This window comes from Nocardiopsis gilva YIM 90087 (assembly GCF_002263495.1).
Lineage (GTDB): Bacteria > Actinomycetota > Actinomycetes > Streptosporangiales > Streptosporangiaceae > Nocardiopsis_C > Nocardiopsis_C gilva.
Genome location: NZ_CP022753.1, coordinates 1200404 through 1217707, shown reverse-complemented (window position 1 = coordinate 1217707; position 17304 = coordinate 1200404). Strand labels below are relative to the sequence as shown.

The following is a 17304-nucleotide window of genomic DNA, read 5'->3' as shown; positions in this document are numbered from 1 at the left end:
AAGGGCCGCAGCCGCGCCCGTGGGTCCGCCTCCCCACCCTCCCCACCTCGCCAAACGTCGGACCGTCGCAGGTCAGATGCGATGAGTGACAGCATGGAAGGAATGCGTGAGTTGACCGAGCACGACACGCAGCCGAGCCCGTCCACCCGCGCGCGGCGGCTCGGATCCGCCCCCGACCCCGCCCTTCTCGACCCGATGGAGCGGGTGTCCCGGGACATGCTGGAGGAGCACCAGCTGCGCCAGCTCAAGCGGACGCTCCGGCACGCCTACGACCACCAGCCCTTCTACAGGCGCAAGTGCGACGCGGCCGGGGTCGCCCCCGAGGACCTGCGCGGCCTCGCCGACCTGGAGCGGTTCCCGTTCACCACCAAGCAGGACCTGCGCGACGCCTACCCGTTCGGCGCGTTCGCCGTTCCCATGGACCGGGTGGTGCGCGTGCACGCCTCCAGCGGAACCACGGGACGCGCCACCGTCGTCGGCTACACGCAGGGCGACCTCGACATCTGGTCGGACCTGGTCGCCCGCTGCATCCGCGCCTCCGGCGGACGGCCCGGCGAGAAAGTGCACGTGGCCTACGGGTACGGACTGTTCACCGGCGGACTCGGCGCCCACTACGGCGCCGAGCGGCTGGGCTGCGCGGTCATCCCGGTCTCCGGCGGGCAGACCGCGCGGCAGGTCCAGCTGATCCGCGACTTCGGCCCCGAGACCATCATGGTCACGCCCTCCTACCTGCTCACCATCGCCGACGAGTTCCGCGCCCAGGGCCTCGACCCCCGGGCGACCTCCCTGCGCACCGCGATCCTCGGCGCCGAGCCGTGGACCGAGGACATGCGCGCGGAGATCGAGGAGACCTTCGACCTCGACGCCGTCGACATCTACGGGCTCTCGGAGGTCATGGGCCCGGGCGTGGCCAACGAGTGCGTGGAGACCAAGGACGGCCTGCACGTCTTCGAGGACCACTTCCTCCCCGAGATCGTCGATCCCATCGACGGCACCCGGCTCCCGGACGGCGCCGCGGGCGAGCTCGTGTTCACCTCGCTGACCAAGGAGGCCCTGCCGATCGTCCGCTACCGCACCCGCGACCTGTCGCGGCTGCTGCCCGGGACGGCGCGTCCGGCGTTCCGGCGCATGGCCAAGGTGACCGGGCGCAGCGACGACATGATCATCCTGCGCGGCGTGAACCTGTTCCCCAGCCAGGTCGAGGAGCAGGTGCTGCGCATCGGCGCGCTCGCCCCGCACTTCCAGCTGGTGCTGCGCCGCCCGCACCGGCTCGACGAGCTGACGGTCCGGGTGGAGCACCGGCCCGACGCGCCACCCGACGACCGGGAGGAGGCCCGCCACCGGCTGACCGCGGCGCTGCGGAGACACATCGGCGTGGGAGCCGCGGTCGAGGTGGTCGCGCCCGACACACTGGAGCGCTCCGTCGGCAAGATCCGGCGCATCGTCGACGAGCGCCCCAGGTAACCGGTACCGCCGACGAACGAGGACTGTGGCCTTGCGCACCTTTGATCCCGACGCCCGCGATGCACGCGGTCCCGGCACACGCCCGACGGTAGATTCTCCGACTGTGTCCCCATCGCCCGCATCCGGACCACGCGCATCATCACCCGCACAGCCGACCTCCCGGCGCCGTGCCGGCCGCCCCGGCCACGACGCCGAGTCCGTGCTGCGTGTCGCGGTACGGGTGTTCAACGAGCGCGGGTACGACGGCACCAGCATGGAGGACCTCGCCCGCGCGCTGGGCGTGACCAAGTCCGCGATCTACCACCACTTCAGCGGCAAGTCCGAGCTGCTGCGCAGGTCGCTGGACCACGCGCTGGACGCCCTGTTCGCGGTCACCGACGAGCCGGGGGCGACCACCGGCCCGGCGATCGACCGACTCGAGTACGTGGTGCGCGGCAGCGTCCGGGTGCTCGTCGAGGAGCTGCCGCACGTGACCCTGCTGCTGCGGGTACGCGGCAACACCGCGGTGGAGCGGCACGCGCTGGAACGGCGCCGCGAGTTCGACCACTTCGTCGGCGACCTCGTGCGCGAGGGCGTGGAGGCGGGCGACATCCGCCCGGACATCGAGCCGGCACTGGCCGGGCGTCTGCTCTTCGGCATGGTCAACTCGATCGTCGAGTGGTACCGGCCCGGCAAGGGGCTGGACGCCCCGGAACTCGCCGACGCCCTGGCGACGGTCGCCTTCAACGGCCTGCGCGCCTGACCGCCCATTCCCCCGCACCCCTGGCCGCCGTACCGTCGTTACCACCGTTGATCTCGGGGATATCGACCTTCTACCGGCGAGTATTCGGTCGATATCCCCGAGATCAACGGTGGGGGGCGGGGGACGACGCGGCGCCGGTGGCATATCCCACGATCGCGGTAACCGTGCGGATACTGTGATTGGCGTGCTCGGCCGACGGCGGAATGAGGGAGTGGCGCCATGGCACAAAGCGGGCCGCTGACACGCGCGATGGACGGCGGCCTCCGCCGACACCTCCGCCCGCTCGCCCGCCTGCACGCCGTGCTCGCCGCTCTGGCCCTGGTCGTCGTCCTCGCCCCCGTCCCCGCCGCGCACGCGGGCGCCCCTCCCGCCTCCTCCGTCCCGACCGCGCAACGGGGGCACAGCCCCGTGGTGGTCGTCGGGATCCCCGGGCTGATGTGGGAGGAGATCGACCGCACGACGATGCCGGTGCTGTGGAACCTCGCCCAGAACAGCGCCATCGGCGACATGTCGATCCGCACCGCCACCTCCCGCACCTGCCCCGTCGACGGCTGGCTGACCCTCTCCGCGGGGCAGCGCGCCTTCAGCGAACGCCAGCAGTACTTCATCTGCGAACTTCCGGTCGCCCCCGAGCGCGACGGACGCGGCGCGGTCTTCCCCGACTACGACGACTTCATCGAGGAGAACGCGACCTCCCCCTACGGCGCGCGCGTGGGCGCGCTCGGCGGGGCTGTACGAGAGGCCGGGGGCGCCACCCTGGCGGTGGGGGCCGGGGCGGCGCTGGCCGCGGCCGACCGCGACGGGCGGATCGACCGCTACATCGGCGAGGTCGGCGGGCTGCGGCGCTCGGACCTGGACGCGGCGACGCTGGCGATCATCGACCTCGACGGCCTCGCCGACCTCTACCTCAACCCGCCGGTGGACCCCGACGCCGAGGTCGACGAGGACGGCCCCGACGCCGAGGAGGAGCCGGAGCCCGACCCGATCCAGCACGAGGACCGGCTGGAGGCCCTGGCAGCGATCGACGACAAGCTCGGCCAGGTGCTCGACCTCCTTCCGAAGAACACCTCGCTGATGGTGGCGGGGGTGTCGGTGGAGGCAGGCGCGTCCAACCTCAACGCGGCGCTCCTGCACGGTCCGGGACCGCAGGGCCGGCGCTTCGACGGCGGATTCCTGACCTCCGACTCCACCCGGCGCGACGGCCTGGTGACCCTCACCGACGCCACCACCACCCTCGCGAGCACGATGGGCCTGCCCGTCCACGGCATGGTCGGGCGGGTGTGGAAGCGGGAGGAGCGCCCCGCCGAGTTCACGGCGGCGATCGGCGACCTCGCCGACCTCAACACCGCCGCGCGCGTGGTGGGGTCCCTGACCGCCGGATTCTTCGCCTTCTTCGTCGCCCTGCAGCTGCTCATCTACGCCGCGGCCGCCTACGCCCTGCACCGCTACGGCGACCGGGACCGGAAGAAGCGCACCCTGGTGCTGTCGGTCACGCGCGTGGTGGCGCTCGGTGGCGCGGCGTTCCCCGTCTCCAGCTACCTGTCCAACCTCATCCCGTGGTGGTCGGCGGACCTGCCGCAGCTGGCCCTGATCGGATGCGTGCTGCTCACCGACCTGGTGGTGGTCGCGATCGCCATGGCCGGTCCATGGCGGCGCGGCATCCTCGGCCCGATGACGGCGGTCGCGGGGATCACCACCGCCGTCCTGTTCATCGACATGTGCACCGGCGCCAACCTGCAGCTGAACTCGCCCACGGGCTACACGCCCATCGTCGCCGGGCGCTTCTACGGGCTGGGCAACATCGCGTTCGCGACCTTCGCCACCGGCATGCTGATGACGGTCGCCGGGGTCGCCCACTACCTGATCCGCCTCGGGAACAGGACGGCGGCCGTGGCGACCGCGCTGGTCGTGGGCACGGCCACGCTCTTCGTGATCGGCTGGCCGGGTCTGGGCACCGACTTCGGCGGGGTCATCGCGATCATCCCCGGCCTGGCGGTGACGGTGCTGATGATCGCCGGGCGGCGCGTCACCTGGCGGTGGGCGCTGGGCATCGTCACCACGGCGCTCGTCGTCATCGGCCTGCTGGCCTATCTCGACTTCCGGCAGCCGCCCGGCGAGCGCAGCCACTTCGGGCTCTTCTTCGACCAGCTCACCGGCGGGGAGGCGGTGATGGTGATCAGCCGCAAGCTGGCCTCGATGCTCGGATCACTGGGCAACTGGCAGCTCACCCTGCTCTCGGCGTGCGCGCTGCTGTTCCTGTTCGCCGTGTTGAACAAGCCCACCGACTGGAAGGTGGGCGCGCTGCAGCGCGCCTATGAATACGCGCCCACCCTGCGGGCCGGGCTCACCGGATCGCTGGTGACGGCGCTCGTCGGATTCGCCGTCAACGACTCCGGCATCGCCATCCCGGCGCTGGCGCTGACCGTGGCCGTCCCGCTCACCCTGTCGGCGTGCACGTGGGTGCTCCAGCAGGAAGGGCCGCGCGAGGCACCCCGTCCGCAGCGGGCCAACAGCCTCCCATTGTGAGGGTGGGTGCGGCCGCCCGCCCTCCGTTGATCTCGGAGATATTGGGGTCAAAATCGCCCGTGAGACCCCAATATCTCCGAGATCAACGAAAGGGGCGCGGCGGAAACCGACATCGTATGCAGAAGCTCAGTCGGTGAAGCCCCGGGCGAAGTCGACCGTGACGCGGTGCATCTCGCGGCGTTCGGTGTAGTCGGGCACCGCGTAGTGCTGCACGGCCCGGTTGTCCCAGAACGCCATGGTGCCCGGTTCCCACGTCAGCCGAACCTGGAACTCCGGATGCCGGACCTGGTCGCAGAGAAGGGGCAGCAGCGCCTCGTTCTCCCAGGGGGACAGCCCCTTGAGGCGGGTGACCGAGCTGCGGTTGACGTAGAGCAGCTTGCGTCCGGTCTCCGCGTGCACCCGCACCACCGGGTGCTCGACGGGGGGCCAGTCGCGGCGCAGCCTCTCCAGGTCGAGGGCGTGGCCCTTGGCGATCGCCTTCATCGCGCCCGGGGTGATGTCGTGGATCCCGACCAGGTTCTCGGCCAGGTCCTTCAGCTGCGGGGACAGGTCGTCGTAGGCGGCGTAGGCGCTGGCCCACAGGGTGTCGCCGCCGACCGGGGGCAGGGTGATGGCGCGCAGCATCGAGCCCATCGGCGGGTGGGGCATGAAGGTGTTGTCGGCGTGCCAGTTGTCCCCGCCCTCGCCCTTGGGGCTGGTCTGGTTGAGCACGTGCACGGAGTCGGCGACGGGGTCGCCGGTGTCCTTGCGCGCCTTGAGCGGCGGGACGCTGAGCGTGCCGAAGCGCAGCGCGAAGCGGAGATGCTCCTCGTCGGTGATGTGCTGGCCGCGGAAGAACACCACGCCGTGGTCGAGGAGCCCCTGGTAGATGGTGGCGATCTCGGCGTCGGAGAGTTCCTTGCGGAGGTCGACGCCGGTGACATACGCGCCGACACGCGCCGTGGCTTTGTCGAACCGGATGGCCATGGACGCCTCCATAAAACAAGCAATTGCTTGGTCACCGTGAGCCTAGCACCACGCTCCGCGGCGGACCCTCCGCTCCGTGGTGACCAAGGCCATCCCCTGGAACACACTCCCGCTTCACTCACATCACGAAACGGCCACGACCATGTGGTATGGTCCGGAACGGATGCTTGTTCTAAGCGTCTTAGGACCGAGCCGACGCGACATCCGCACACTGCGGATCGCACGCACGGCCGCCCAGGCCGCAGCCACCCGCAGATCCCGCCGGGCGCCCCGAGCCGACGTCGGAATCGCCACGTCGTCACAGTCATCACCGGACGGCGGACCACCACACGAATGCCTGACAGTCCGCACTGTCGGCATGAGGGGTAGCACACCGATGAAACAGCAGTTCAGCCGCAGCAGCGTGCCCGCGTACGCGACGACCCGCGTCTTCGCCGCACGCCCGAGGACGGAAGCCATCCGGACCGCGGCGATGTCCGATCTGCCGACGGTGCCGGCGCTTCACCCCGGAGCCAACGCCATGCCCGCGCTCACGATCACCGCCCGCAACCACGACGACGGCCTCGTCATTGCCCTCGACGGCGAGATCGACATGGCCACCGAGGACCAGTTCCACCAGGCCGTCCTGGACTCCGTGGGCACCGAGGCCCCCGGCCGCGTGGTCCTGGACTGCTCCCGGCTCGGATTCATCGACTCCAGCGGACTTCGCGTGCTGATCCAGTCGCACAAGACCGCCAAGGAGCACGACACCAGCCTGTTCATCGCCGCACCCACTGACCGCGTGGCGCGCCTGCTGCACGTCACCCGCATCAACACGCGCATCCCCGTGTTCCCGACCGTCGACGCCGCGCTCGCCGCACCGCTGGAGAGCCCCACGCTCTGACGGACGTCGGCCGCTCGGACCGGCCGGTCAGAACATCAGCAGCCAGACTCCCGTCCCCAACGCCGCCACGTTGATGAGGCCGAACAGGAGCACCCAGGCGGTCCCCGGAACGCCGGTGAGCCGGTCCAGCTGGTCGGCGTCGGACTGCGGCGTGGGCATCGACCTGCGCTGCGCCTGCAGCTCGAACACCGGCCGGACCCCCGCGACCAGCAGGAACCAGGTGAAGAAGTAGGCGAACGCCGCCTGCACGTCGGCCGGGGTGAACCACGAGACGCCGAAGATCACCAGTCCCGTGCCGACCACCGACAGCACGCCGTAGATATTGCGGATCAGCAGCAGCATGGCGAGCAGCAGCAGGATGCTGATCCACAGCAGCGCGGTGATCCGGTCGCCGGCGAGCATCAGGATGCCCAGCAGGCCGACGATCGACGGGGCGACGTATCCGGCCAGGACGGTCAGGACCATGCCGACGCCGTCCGGCCTGCCGCGGGTCACCGTGACGCCGGAGGTGTCGGAGTGCAGCCGGATACCGGAGAGCTGGCGGCCGCAGAACAGCGCGACGAGCGCGTGTCCGCCCTCGTGCACGATCGTCACCACATTGCGCGCGACGCGCCAGGGACCGCGCGCCAGCACCACGAGGAGAGCGAGGACGCCCGCCGCGATGATGATCCACTGCTCCGGCGCCGACTGCACGAGGAAGATCTCGCGCATGACGTCGCCGAGCCTTGTCGTCTCCATCGGGAGCGCCCCGACCGCGAGGAGATCCGTTCCCGAGCCTGCGAACGATGTTCCTGCCATTCGGCTCCCGCTCTCTCCCGATACCGAGTGATCAGCACGCGCTAGGCGCACTGTAGGACATCCGGGACAGTGCTCGGCCCGGCGTCGGACCATCGGTCCGGCACCGGGCCGCGCGGGTCAGCCGACCCCTGGGTCAGCGGCGTCAGTCCTCCGGCTGGACGCTCACCGACCCGCTCGTGGTTGTCGCGTTGATCTTCGCCGCGGCGTCCGGGGACGTGCCGACGCCGATGTCGCGTCCGCCGCTGCCGGTCTCGGCGCTGATGTCATACGTTCCGGCCGGAACCGAGATGTCGACCCCGCCCGATGTGCTCTCGGCGGTGATCCGCTTGAAGGGGGTCGCGGTGTCGATCTCCACCAGGCCGGAGGTGGAGCTGACGTCGGCCGTCTCGAATCCGCCGCCGACCTCCACGCCGCCCGAGGTGGACCTCGCCTCGACGCTCTTCGCGGAGAAGTCGCTCAGCTCAACGGTGCCGGACGTCGACTCCGCGCGGGCGCTGTCGCCGGATCCGGACGCCTCGATGCCCCCGGAGGAGGTCTGCAGGTCGATGTTGCCCTCGACGCCCTCAGCCTCGATGTCACCCGAGGCGGAGGCGGCGGTGACATCCCCGCGCACTCCCTCCGCCTCGATGCCGCCGGAGGTGGTCTTCAGCTTCAGGTCACCGGCCACCGACATCGCGTCGATCTCGCCGGACATGCTCTCGACGCTGACCGTCGTCCCCTCGGGAACGCCGATGACGTAGTCCACCCCGCAGTATCCGAAGAAGAACGGAGGCCCGTCGCACCGGCCCTCGGCCCACAGCTCGTCGCCCTTCTGGGTGAGGGAGTCGACGGGCTCGGCCAGCGGCGAACCGCGCAGCGTCCGCGCGACCGTGATCGCGTCCCCATCGGTCCTGGTCAGCTCGACGTTCCCGGAGGTGTCGTTCCGCAGGATGAGTTCGCTGACCCCGCTGAACGACTCAGTCTTCTCGCGCCGGTCGAGGGAGACGTCCGCCAAGGCGATCAGCGCGCCGAGCACCAGTGCCACGATCGCGACGATCGCCCCCAGGACGAGCCAGCCGACACGCGGCCTGCGCCGCCGACGCGGCACCTTGCTGGATGAGGCGTACAGCCCCCTGCTGGTGAACGTCATGTCCCTACCTCTCCGGGGAGGTTCTCCCCTCTCTCGTCGCCTTTCCTGAGTCCGGTCGGCCGGCCGGTGCGCCGGAGGCCTAGGCCTCGCTCCCGCGCAGGTAGCGCAGGACCGCCAGCACACGCCGGTGGTCGTGGTCGTCCTGGCCCAGGTCGAGCTTGGTGAAGATGGATCGGATGTGCTTCTCGACGGCGCGCTCGGTGATGAACAGCCGCTCGGCGATGCCCGCGTTGTTCAGCCCCTGCGCCATCACCTCCAGGACCTCGCCCTCGCGCGGGCTGAGCCGGTCCAGTGCGCTGTCGCGTCGGCGGCTGAGCAGCTGCGCGACCACCTCGGGGTCGATCGCGGCACCGCCCTCCGCAACTCGGCGCAGCGTGTCGAGGAACTCGTCGATGTCGGCGACGCGGTCCTTGAGCAGGTAGCCGACCTTGGTGGCGCCCCCGCCGAGCAGCTCGGCGGCGTACCGGCTGACCACGTGCTGGGAGAGCAGCAGGACGGCGACGTCCGGGTGGGTGGCGCGGATCTCGATCGCGGCCTGGATGCCCTCCTCGGAGTAGCCGGGCGGCATCCGGATGTCCACGAGGCACAGGTCCACGTCGTCGTGCTCCGCGACTGCCGCGAGCAGCTCCTTGGCGTCGCCCACCTGCGCGAGGATCTCCACACCCTCGTCCTCCAGGAGCTTGGCCATGCCGCTGCGCAGCAGCACCGAGTCCTCGGCGATGATGATCCGCATCGCTGTCTATGCCTCCCATGGGATGTCCGCGGTGAGGACGGTGCCCTCACCCACGGGGCTGTGCACGCGCAGCGCGCCGTCCACGGCGTTGACCCGGTCCCACAGGCCGTACAGCCCGGTTCCGGCGTCGGGTTCGGCGCCGCCCGCACCGTCGTCGGTGACGGTGAGTCGAAGCAGGTCGTCGCGGCGGTTGCCGCGGACCCGCTCCGCGCGCACCGCGACGTTATCCGCGGCCGCGTGCTTGGCCACGTTGGTCAGCGCCTCGCAGACGACGTAGTAGCCGATCCCCTCCGCCCGGCGGGAGGGCCGATCGGGCAGGTCGACGTCGACCCGGACCGGCACCGGGCAGCGGCCCGCGGCGACGGGCAGCGCCGCCTCCAGCCCGTGGTCGGTGAGCACGCGCGGGTGCAGGCCGCGGGCGACCTCGCGCAGCTCGGCCATGACCTCCTTGGCCTCGGCCTGCGCCTGGTCCAGCAGAGAGCGGGCCTGCTCCGGATCGCGGTCGAACCGGGCGCGGGCGCGGGCCAGGGTCATGGTGACGGCGAGGAGCTGCTGCTGGGCGCCGTCGTGCAGGTCGCGCTCGATCCGGCGGCGCTCGGCCTCGGCGGCGTCGACCATCCGCAGCCGGCTGTCCTGGACCTCCAGCAGCCGCCGCCGGACGCGCACGTCCGCGCCGTCGAGCAGCAGCCGGCGCGCCACCTCGACCTCCAGGCCGACGAGCAGCGGGACCAGCAGGAACCCGACGAACGCGGCCAGCAGCCCGCCGACGATGACGGTGACCAGCCGCGCGATGTCGGCCGCGGCGCCGTCGATGACGAGGTAGCCGAGCCCCAGGAACGAGCCGATCGACACGGCGATGCCGTAGACGACGAGGCCGATGGTGATCCCACCGGAGAAGAGCCCCTGGAGCCCGGCGGCGGTGCTGTAGACGACCGCCGTCCAGGCGTCCCGGCCGAACAGGAAGCCCAGCACGCGGAACCGGCCCGTGGACGTGGACAGCATTTCGAGAACAGGGGCACCGGGCCCGGTGACGCCGAAGACGCTCTCCAACCGGTGGCGCTGGATGGCGCACGAGAGCCGGGCGATCAGCGTCGCCAACGGTGGGAAGAGGACCAGGAAGATCAGCCCCTCGATCACCAGGTCGCCGAGGGGGAGTGTGACGGCCAGGTCCTGGGCGACGCGCTCGCTGATCTTGCGGACCAGCCCGGCGGCGCGCAGCACGATCCAGGCCGCCGCGACCGCCAACATGGCGGCCGGGAGCAGGTAGAGCGCGGAGAGCACGAGCGACGCCATGAGGTGCAGCACCCCGATCAGCCGCTCACCCCATGACCGCGCGAAGACGAGCTCGGCAGCGGCCCGCACCGCGCGCTTTCGCCCACCGGCCGCAAGCGTGCCCGCCATCTTCGTCCTACTCCCGCGATGATCTGGATGTTTCCTGCTCAATCTAGAGTCATCGCGCCGACACGGCGATGACGACACCAGGCCAGTGAGCGGTAGTGCTGTCACTACGGGTGAAGCCGTCGGCCCACCCGTCCCCCACCGGGGCGGACGGGTGACCGACCTCGTCGCTCCTGCCAAGGCACCGAAGCTCACAGTTAGCAATGTCCGGCAGAAGCCACCATTTCCCCTCGCAGATGCAAGGCATATGATCGGGCGTATGCCGAATTTTCGGATCAGCGAGGTCGCCGCGCTCGTCGGGGTCAGTGGCGACACCGTGCGGCGCTGGGTGGATTCCGGCCGCCTCGCGGCCGTGCGCGACAGGAACGGGCAGCGCATCGTCGACGGCACCGCGCTGGCCGCGTTCATGCGAGAGGAAGCCCACGCCGACACCGACTCCGGCGAGGACTCCGCGCGACGGCTGTCCTCCGCGCGCAACCGGTTCCACGGACTGGTCACCGATGTCGTGCTCGGCGATGTGATGGCACAGGTGGAGATCCAGGCCGGGCCGCACCGCGTGGTGTCGCTGATGAGCCGGGAGGCCGCGGAGGATCTCGGCCTGGAGGTGGGGTCCGTGGCCACCGCGATCGTGAAGTCGACCAACGTCGTCGTGGAGAGCGACACCTCGAAGGGGGCGCACCATGCCTAGTGCCGCCCCGATCGGGAGCGCCGCGCGCCACGCCATCGCCGCGAACCGGGTGATCGCCGCACCGCTGCTGGCCGGAGCGCTGCTGGCGAGCGCTGCGGCGTGCGGGGGCGCCGACGGCTCGGCGGACGACGGCGGTGCGACCCTCACCGTCTTCGCCGCGGCCTCCCTCACCGACACCTTCACGGAACTGGGCCAGCGCTTCGAGGACACGCACCCGGGCACCACAGTGGACTTCAACTTCGCGGGCAGCTCCACCCTCGCCCAGCAGATCGACGCGGGCGCGCCCGCCGACGTGTTCGCCTCCGCGAACCCCGCCACCATGGACCAGGTCGTCGACGGCGGCCGCACCGCCGACCCGCCCGCCGTGTTCGCCCGCAACACCCTGCGCATCGCGGTGCCGCCCGGCAACCCCGCCGGTGTCGAGGGCCTCGACGACCTCGCGGATCCCGACGTCACGGTCGCGCTCTGCGCCGAGCAGGTGCCCTGCGGTGCCGCGGCGCGAACGGCACTGGACGCGGCCGGGGTCGAGGTCGTCCCGTCGTCCGAGGAGGAGGACGTCCGGGCGGCGCTGACCAAGGTCACGCTCGGCGAGGTGGACGCCGCCCTGGTGTACGCGACCGACATCATCGCCGCCGGCGACGCGGTCGAAGGCGTCGACGTCGCGGTCGCCGAGGAGGCGGTCAACGACTACCCGATCGCTCCGCTGTCCGATGCGTCCGAACCAGAGCTGGCACGCTCCTGGATCGACCTGGTCCGGTCCCCCGAGGGTGAGAAGGTGCTGAGTGATGCGGGCTTCCGCACCGCCTGAGGGAGCCGCCCCCGCCATCGGGCGCGCGCGGCGGCGGGGAGCGGACCGCGGCGACCGGCGCGCGGGCGACGGCCGACCCGGCGGCCATGTGCGGGCGCGTTCGGGGAGGTTTCCCTGGCTCCTCGTGGTTCCAGCGCTGGGCGGGCTCGTGTTCCTGGCGCTGCCGTTGGCCGGGCTGCTGCTGCGCGCGCCGTGGTCGACGCTGGGCGCCCGCCTGCTCGAACCCGAGATCCGCGCCGCGCTGGGGCTGTCGCTGACGACGGCGACCATCGCGACCTGCGTCGCGCTCGTGCTGGGTGTTCCGCTGGCGTGGCTGCTGGCGCGGACCGCGTTTCCGGGGCGCCGGTTCGTCCGGGCGCTGGTGACCGTGCCGATGGTGATGCCGCCCGTCGTCGGCGGTGTGGCGCTGCTCCTGGCGCTCGGGCGGCGCGGGGTCGTGGGCCAGTTCGTCTACGACGGGTTCGGCTACTCGATGCCGTTCACCACTCCGGCGGTGGTCGTGGCCCAGGTGTTCGTGGCCATGCCGTTCCTGGTGATCAGCGTCGAGGGGGCGCTGCGCGGCGCGGATCGGCGCTACGAGGAGGCGGCGGCGACGCTCGGGGCCACGCGGGCGACGGTCTTCCGCCGGGTGACGCTGCCGATGGTGCTGCCGGGCGTACTGGCGGGGGCGGTGCTGTGCTGGGCGCGTGCCCTCGGTGAGTTCGGCGCGACCATCACCTTCGCCGGGAACTTCCCCGGCCGCACGCAGACGATGCCGATCGCCGTGTACCTGGAGATGCAGCGGAACCCGGAGACCGCCATCGTGGTGAGCCTCGTGCTCCTGCTGGTCAGCATCGCCATTCTGGTCGGCCTGCGCGACCGGTGGGTGAGGGCGCTGTGAGCGGAGGACGCGAGGGAACCGCCGCGCGGCGAGCAGAGGACGCGGCCCCGGCGGCGGCCGCAGCCCCCGCCTTGGACGCCCACCTTCAGGTCGAGCGGGGTTCCTTCCGGCTCGATGTCGGACTGACGGCCGCCTCCGGCGAGGTACTGGCCGTTCTCGGCCCCAACGGCGCCGGGAAGTCGACGGCGCTGCGGGCGCTGGCCGGACTGGCCCCGATGACGGGCGGCCGGGTCCGGGTGGACGGCGCGGACCTGGCGCGGGTGCCGGTCGAGCGCCGTCCCATCGGCATGGTGTTCCAGGATTACCTGCTGTTCGAGCACCTCAGTGCGGTGGACAACGTGGCGTTCGGGCCGCGCTGCCGCGGCCTGGGGCGGGCCGCCGCCCGTGCCCGCGCCATGGAATGGCTGGACCGGATGGGACTGGCCGCCTACGCCCGCACCCGGCCGCGGCTGCTCTCCGGGGGGCAGGCGCAGCGGGTCGCCCTGGCCCGGGCGCTGGCCGCCGAGCCGCGGCTGCTGCTGCTCGACGAGCCGCTGGCCGCGCTCGACGCGCACACCCGGGTGGAGGTCCGGTCGCGGTTGCGCGCCCACCTCGCCGACTTCGGTGGTGCGGCGGTGCTGGTCACGCATGACCCGCTGGACGCGATGGTGCTCGCCGACCGGGTGACGGTGATCGAGGACGGTGCGGTCGTGCAGGACGGGCCGCCCGTCGACATCGCCCAGCGCCCGCGCACCGCGTATGTGGCCCGGCTGGTCGGCCTCAACCTCTACCGGGGCCGGGCCGAAGGGACGCGGGTCGAGGTGCCGCGCTCGACGCCCCACGCCGATGGCTCCGCCGCACCGCCGTCGATCGAGGTCGGCCACGCCCATCAGGGCGACGTGTTCGTCGCGTTCCCACCCCGCACCGTCGCGCTCTACCGGGAACGTCCCGTCGGCACGCCGCGCAACGTGTGGCGGTTGGCCATCCACGGCATCGAGCGCTTCGGCGACCAGGTCCGCGTGCACCTCGACGGCGAGCTGGAGATGAGCGCGGACATCACGCCGTCCGCCGTGGCCGAATTGCGGCTGGAAGTCGGGAGCCGGCTGTGGGTCGGCCTGAAGGCCTCCGAAGTGCAGTGTTACCCGGCGTAATAGGCGCGGGAGCAGCGAAATGCGGCCGAACAATGGCCGCACCCGGCCAGTGAATCCAGGTGTCGACGGCCAATTCCTGATCTGGCGACCGCGAAAATACCGATTCACCTGGAAGGTCGAATCGGAGGACTCGGTTCTTCCATTTTATCGCCACACAAACCGGCGATGATAAATAGGCGGATTTTGATTTAACATGGGGCGCCCCCACACGAAGGATGACCCGTGTCGAACATATCCCCCACGCCTCAGCCACGTAGACACCGAACGGCGGCCGCCCTTGTTTCGGCCGCCATGGTCACCCCGATTCTGGTCGCTGCCCCCTCCCCCGCGCTCGCGGCACCGGCGGAGGGCACCATCGTCCTCTCCGCGTCCGAGCAGCCGGAGACCGAGCGGCCGACCCTCGACCGCCTCAAGCGGTCCGCCGCGAGGCGGGACATCACCCTGGAGGAAGCGGTCGACGGCTACCTCACCGAACAGGCCGAAGAAGCGGCGTCCGCCATGGCGGACCGGCCCGACGGACCAGTCGACACCCCCGATGTCATGATCGACGACCTGCCCGCCGCCGAACTTGAGGACCTGACGTCCCTCGCCGAGGACGAGGGGATCGGCTTCGCGGAGGCCATCGAGCGCCACGGCTGGCAGTCCGACTTCACCGCGGCGGCCGAGGAACTGGAGGCGTCGTTCCCCGCGGAGTTCTCCGGCGCGGTGCGCGCCGAGGACGGCTCCCGTGCCTGGTTCGGCTTCAAGGACGAAGTCCCGGAGCAGGCGGTGAAGCTGGCCGAACGCCTCCCCGTCGAGGTCGAGCTGGTCGGCGGCCGCGGATTCTCCGAGGCCGAACTCGCGGCGGCCCAGAACCGCACCCATGACGCCGTCTACCGCCACCCCGACGTCACCGACGCCATTACGGCCTACGAGATCGAGACCGGCGAGATCGTCGTCGAGGCGGAGCTGGACGAGCAGGCGACCACGCAGGCCGCCCAGGACGCCGCCATCGCCGAGATCACGCCCCCGCGGACACTGAGCGGCCGGTTTCCGGTCGACATGCGGATCGTCGGCGACGCGACCGCGGAGCCGGAGGACCGCTACATCCGAGGCGGCGGACTACTGCAGACCTGCACGGCCGGGTTCAACCTCCGGCACACGAGGACCGGAACCAAGCGCATCGCGACCGCCGGGCACTGCGGACGGTCCAAGGCGAAGCGCAACTACGACAACCACAGTAGGGACGGGGGCTCCACGACCGTCACCCGGGTGTGGTGGCACAAGGGCACGTGGGGCGACATCGCCTACTACTCGCGCGGCGGCAAGACGGCGACCCGCACCTTCTACCACGACTGGAACTCCAAGCGGTATGTCGACCGGCGCGGCGGACGACCGCCGAAAGGCACCAAGGTCTGCAAGTTCGGCATGGCCTCCGGGAAGAGCTGCGCCACCGTGCGCTACCGGAGAGCCAACGGCAGCACGGTGAGGAACATGGTCATCACCGACACCGCCGGGTCCGCCCCTGGGGACAGCGGCGGCCCCTGGTACTACGGCGGCACGGCCTACGGCGTCCATTTCGGAAAGATCAAAACCCAGGGCGATACCGCAATGCGCGCGTCCTTTACGCCCATCCGCCAGTTCGAGCACCGGAATTATCGGGTGTGGAAGCGCTGATCCGATCCGTATCGAAAATGCTGAGGGCGGCGGGTGGGACACCCGCCGCCCTCGCCCTTTCTGTTTTCCTGGAACCGCGGGGAGCGCATTGACGTCCAAAGCGCACGGGACGCGGAGGACCGGGGCTTGTCGCGTCGTCACAAAAAGACCGAAAAGGATGGATGCAGGCGATGACGAAACCGAGGATTGCGGTCACCGCTCTTCTCGCCATGGCGACCGTCGCGCTCGTGACGGCCTGCGGCGGCTCGGGCGCCTCCGACGCTACGACGGCCTCCGGCACCTCCTCCGCGAACGACCCGACCCCCACCTCCGAACCGACGGATGACGCGGGCCGCGCCGCGATCTCCATGGCCGGAACCGACCCGCGCATTGTGCTCCACAACCGGGACGAGGGACCGGACATGGCCGTCGGCGGACGACTCGTCTACCGACCCGATGGCCGGTGCCTCCTCGTGGAGGTCGGCGACGAGGAGATCCCCACGGCCATACCCATCTGGCCCACGGGTGTCGAGCCGGTGCGCAAGGGCGGCAAGCGGGGGGTGGAGGTGCCCTCGTTCGGCTCGATCGTCGAGGGCGACACCATCGAGGCGGGCGGGGAGTTCTGGGATGCCGACGACCCGCGCGTCGCCGGCCTCGACCTGCCCGAGGAGTGCCGCGCCTCCGGCGGATTCATCGTCTTCAACGAGGACTCGTTCGGCCCGTTCACCCCCGACGGCTGACGCGGCACACGGCCCCCTCTGCCGGGGGCCGTTCCGGTGCCGTCGTCGGCCGGGGCGGCCGGTCTGCTCGGTCCGCTCCAGATGGTTGATGGGAGATCTTCGGCCTGGCCGGTGGCGGCAGGCGAGCAGCGGACGCATGAGCGGGACGGCGCGCCCGCAGGCCTCCGGCGGTGCGGGCACGGCGCCACACCACCATTCCCGGCGTTGATCTCGGCGATGTGCACCTCATACCCGCGGGTATGAGGTGCACATCGCCGAGATCAACGCCGGGGAGGCAGGAAGAAACCTGCCCGGGCACGGGCAGGGCCGCTCCACCCGACTCCCATAACCGATCTAGGCAGCGTCCTCGACGAGGAGCTTGAGGCGCGGCAGGGTCTGCTCGATCGCGCGGGCGTTGCGGGACGGCCACCCGGCCAACTGGTAGGCGAAGGACATCGCGTAGGAGTAGTCGAAGGTCTCGGTCACGCGCGTGGTGCCGTCCGCCAGCGGCTCCAGCTCCCAGCGCCACCGGTGCGCACCCAAGTGCCGCCAGGCGATCAGCCGGTCGGGCACGAACTCCACGACCCGGTTCGTCATGCGGTACCCCACGCCCAGACGCATGTCCATGCCGAACTCGGCGCCCAGCTCCAGCCGGTCGGGGCCGTGGATCTGTCCCTTGACGGTGCTGGACCCGTCGAAGTCGGGGTGGCGGTACGGGGAGGCGAGGACGTCGAAGATCTCCTCCGCCGGAGCGGCGATCACGACGCTGCGTGCAACCTTCTTTGTGGCCATGACGGCATCCTCG

General features: G+C 71.1%; 16 protein-coding genes. 10 read left to right on the top strand and 6 right to left on the bottom strand.

Translation table 11 applies throughout. From position 1 onward, the window contains the following. Window positions 1–102 precede the first annotated feature (102 nt). The 3 genes from paaK to CDO52_RS05820 all read left to right on the top strand — a co-directional run bounded on the left by paaK (window position 103) and on the right by CDO52_RS05820 (window position 4732). The gene (gene paaK, locus CDO52_RS05830; protein WP_094932804.1) at window positions 103–1464 is read left to right on the top strand and encodes a phenylacetate--CoA ligase PaaK; all 1362 of its coding nucleotides are present in this window, start codon (window positions 103–105) and stop codon (window positions 1462–1464) included. A gap of 199 nt (window positions 1465–1663) precedes the next feature. Then, complete coding sequence (locus tag CDO52_RS05825; protein ID WP_017621357.1) at window positions 1664–2206, top strand: TetR/AcrR family transcriptional regulator; 543 nt, start codon at window positions 1664–1666, stop codon at window positions 2204–2206. Window positions 2207–2425: 219 nt separating this feature from the next. Beyond that, complete coding sequence (locus CDO52_RS05820; protein WP_017621356.1) at window positions 2426–4732, top strand: hypothetical protein; 2307 nt, start codon at window positions 2426–2428, stop codon at window positions 4730–4732. 126 nt (window positions 4733–4858) lie between these two features. Here CDO52_RS05820 and CDO52_RS05815 read toward each other — a convergent pair whose 3' ends face one another. Continuing rightward, window positions 4859–5698: a TauD/TfdA dioxygenase family protein gene (locus tag CDO52_RS05815; RefSeq protein ID WP_017621355.1), complete on the bottom strand. Its 840-nt coding sequence runs from the start codon at window positions 5696–5698 to the stop codon at window positions 4859–4861. Between the two features lie 520 nt (window positions 5699–6218). On the opposite strand from CDO52_RS05815, the gene CDO52_RS05810 reads away from it, so the two are divergent. After that, on the top strand, window positions 6219–6581 hold the full coding sequence (locus CDO52_RS05810; RefSeq protein ID WP_026126335.1) for an STAS domain-containing protein: 363 nt from the start codon (window positions 6219–6221) through the stop codon (window positions 6579–6581). Window positions 6582–6608: 27 nt separating this feature from the next. Here CDO52_RS05810 and CDO52_RS05805 read toward each other — a convergent pair whose 3' ends face one another. The 4 genes from CDO52_RS05805 to CDO52_RS05790 all read right to left on the bottom strand — a co-directional run bounded on the left by CDO52_RS05805 (window position 6609) and on the right by CDO52_RS05790 (window position 10642). After that, window positions 6609–7319: a M50 family metallopeptidase gene (locus CDO52_RS05805; protein WP_017621353.1), complete on the bottom strand. Its 711-nt coding sequence runs from the start codon at window positions 7317–7319 to the stop codon at window positions 6609–6611. A gap of 202 nt (window positions 7320–7521) precedes the next feature. Then, window positions 7522–8508 (bottom strand): DUF4097 family beta strand repeat-containing protein, encoded by a 987-nt coding sequence (locus tag CDO52_RS05800; protein WP_017621352.1) that lies wholly within the window; start codon window positions 8506–8508, stop codon window positions 7522–7524. A gap of 79 nt (window positions 8509–8587) precedes the next feature. Next, entirely contained in the window at window positions 8588–9241 is a 654-nt protein-coding gene (locus tag CDO52_RS05795) for a response regulator transcription factor (RefSeq protein WP_017621351.1), read from the bottom strand. 6 nt (window positions 9242–9247) lie between these two features. Beyond that, entirely contained in the window at window positions 9248–10642 is a 1395-nt protein-coding gene (locus CDO52_RS05790; RefSeq protein WP_094932239.1) for a sensor histidine kinase, read from the bottom strand. 256 nt (window positions 10643–10898) lie between these two features. Here CDO52_RS05790 and CDO52_RS05785 point away from each other — a divergent pair, with 256 nt between their 5' ends. From CDO52_RS05785 to CDO52_RS05760, 6 genes are all read left to right on the top strand, one after another. Further along, window positions 10899–11327, top strand: coding sequence for a TOBE domain-containing protein (locus tag CDO52_RS05785; protein WP_017621348.1), 429 nt, complete (start codon window positions 10899–10901; stop codon window positions 11325–11327). Further along, on the top strand, window positions 11320–12135 hold the full coding sequence (modA, locus tag CDO52_RS05780; protein ID WP_017621347.1) for a molybdate ABC transporter substrate-binding protein: 816 nt from the start codon (window positions 11320–11322) through the stop codon (window positions 12133–12135). The genes CDO52_RS05785 and modA overlap by 8 nt, the downstream gene beginning before the upstream one ends. Further along, entirely contained in the window at window positions 12113–13015 is a 903-nt protein-coding gene (locus tag CDO52_RS05775) for an ABC transporter permease (RefSeq protein ID WP_094932238.1), read from the top strand. The genes modA and CDO52_RS05775 overlap by 23 nt, the downstream gene beginning before the upstream one ends. Next, window positions 13012–14145, top strand: coding sequence for an ABC transporter ATP-binding protein (locus CDO52_RS05770; RefSeq protein WP_094932237.1), 1134 nt, complete (start codon window positions 13012–13014; stop codon window positions 14143–14145). Before CDO52_RS05775 ends, CDO52_RS05770 begins: the two co-directional genes overlap by 4 nt. Window positions 14146–14367: 222 nt before the next feature. Continuing rightward, window positions 14368–15801 (top strand): S1 family peptidase, encoded by a 1434-nt coding sequence (locus tag CDO52_RS05765; protein ID WP_152471867.1) that lies wholly within the window; start codon window positions 14368–14370, stop codon window positions 15799–15801. Window positions 15802–15971: 170 nt separating this feature from the next. Next, window positions 15972–16520: a hypothetical protein gene (locus CDO52_RS05760; protein ID WP_157745442.1), complete on the top strand. Its 549-nt coding sequence runs from the start codon at window positions 15972–15974 to the stop codon at window positions 16518–16520. A 333-nt stretch (window positions 16521–16853) separates the two neighbouring features. Here the strand turns inward: CDO52_RS05760 and CDO52_RS05755 are convergent, their stop codons facing one another. After that, window positions 16854–17291: an SRPBCC family protein gene (locus CDO52_RS05755; protein ID WP_017621341.1), complete on the bottom strand. Its 438-nt coding sequence runs from the start codon at window positions 17289–17291 to the stop codon at window positions 16854–16856. Between the last annotated feature and the right edge of the window lie 13 nt (window positions 17292–17304).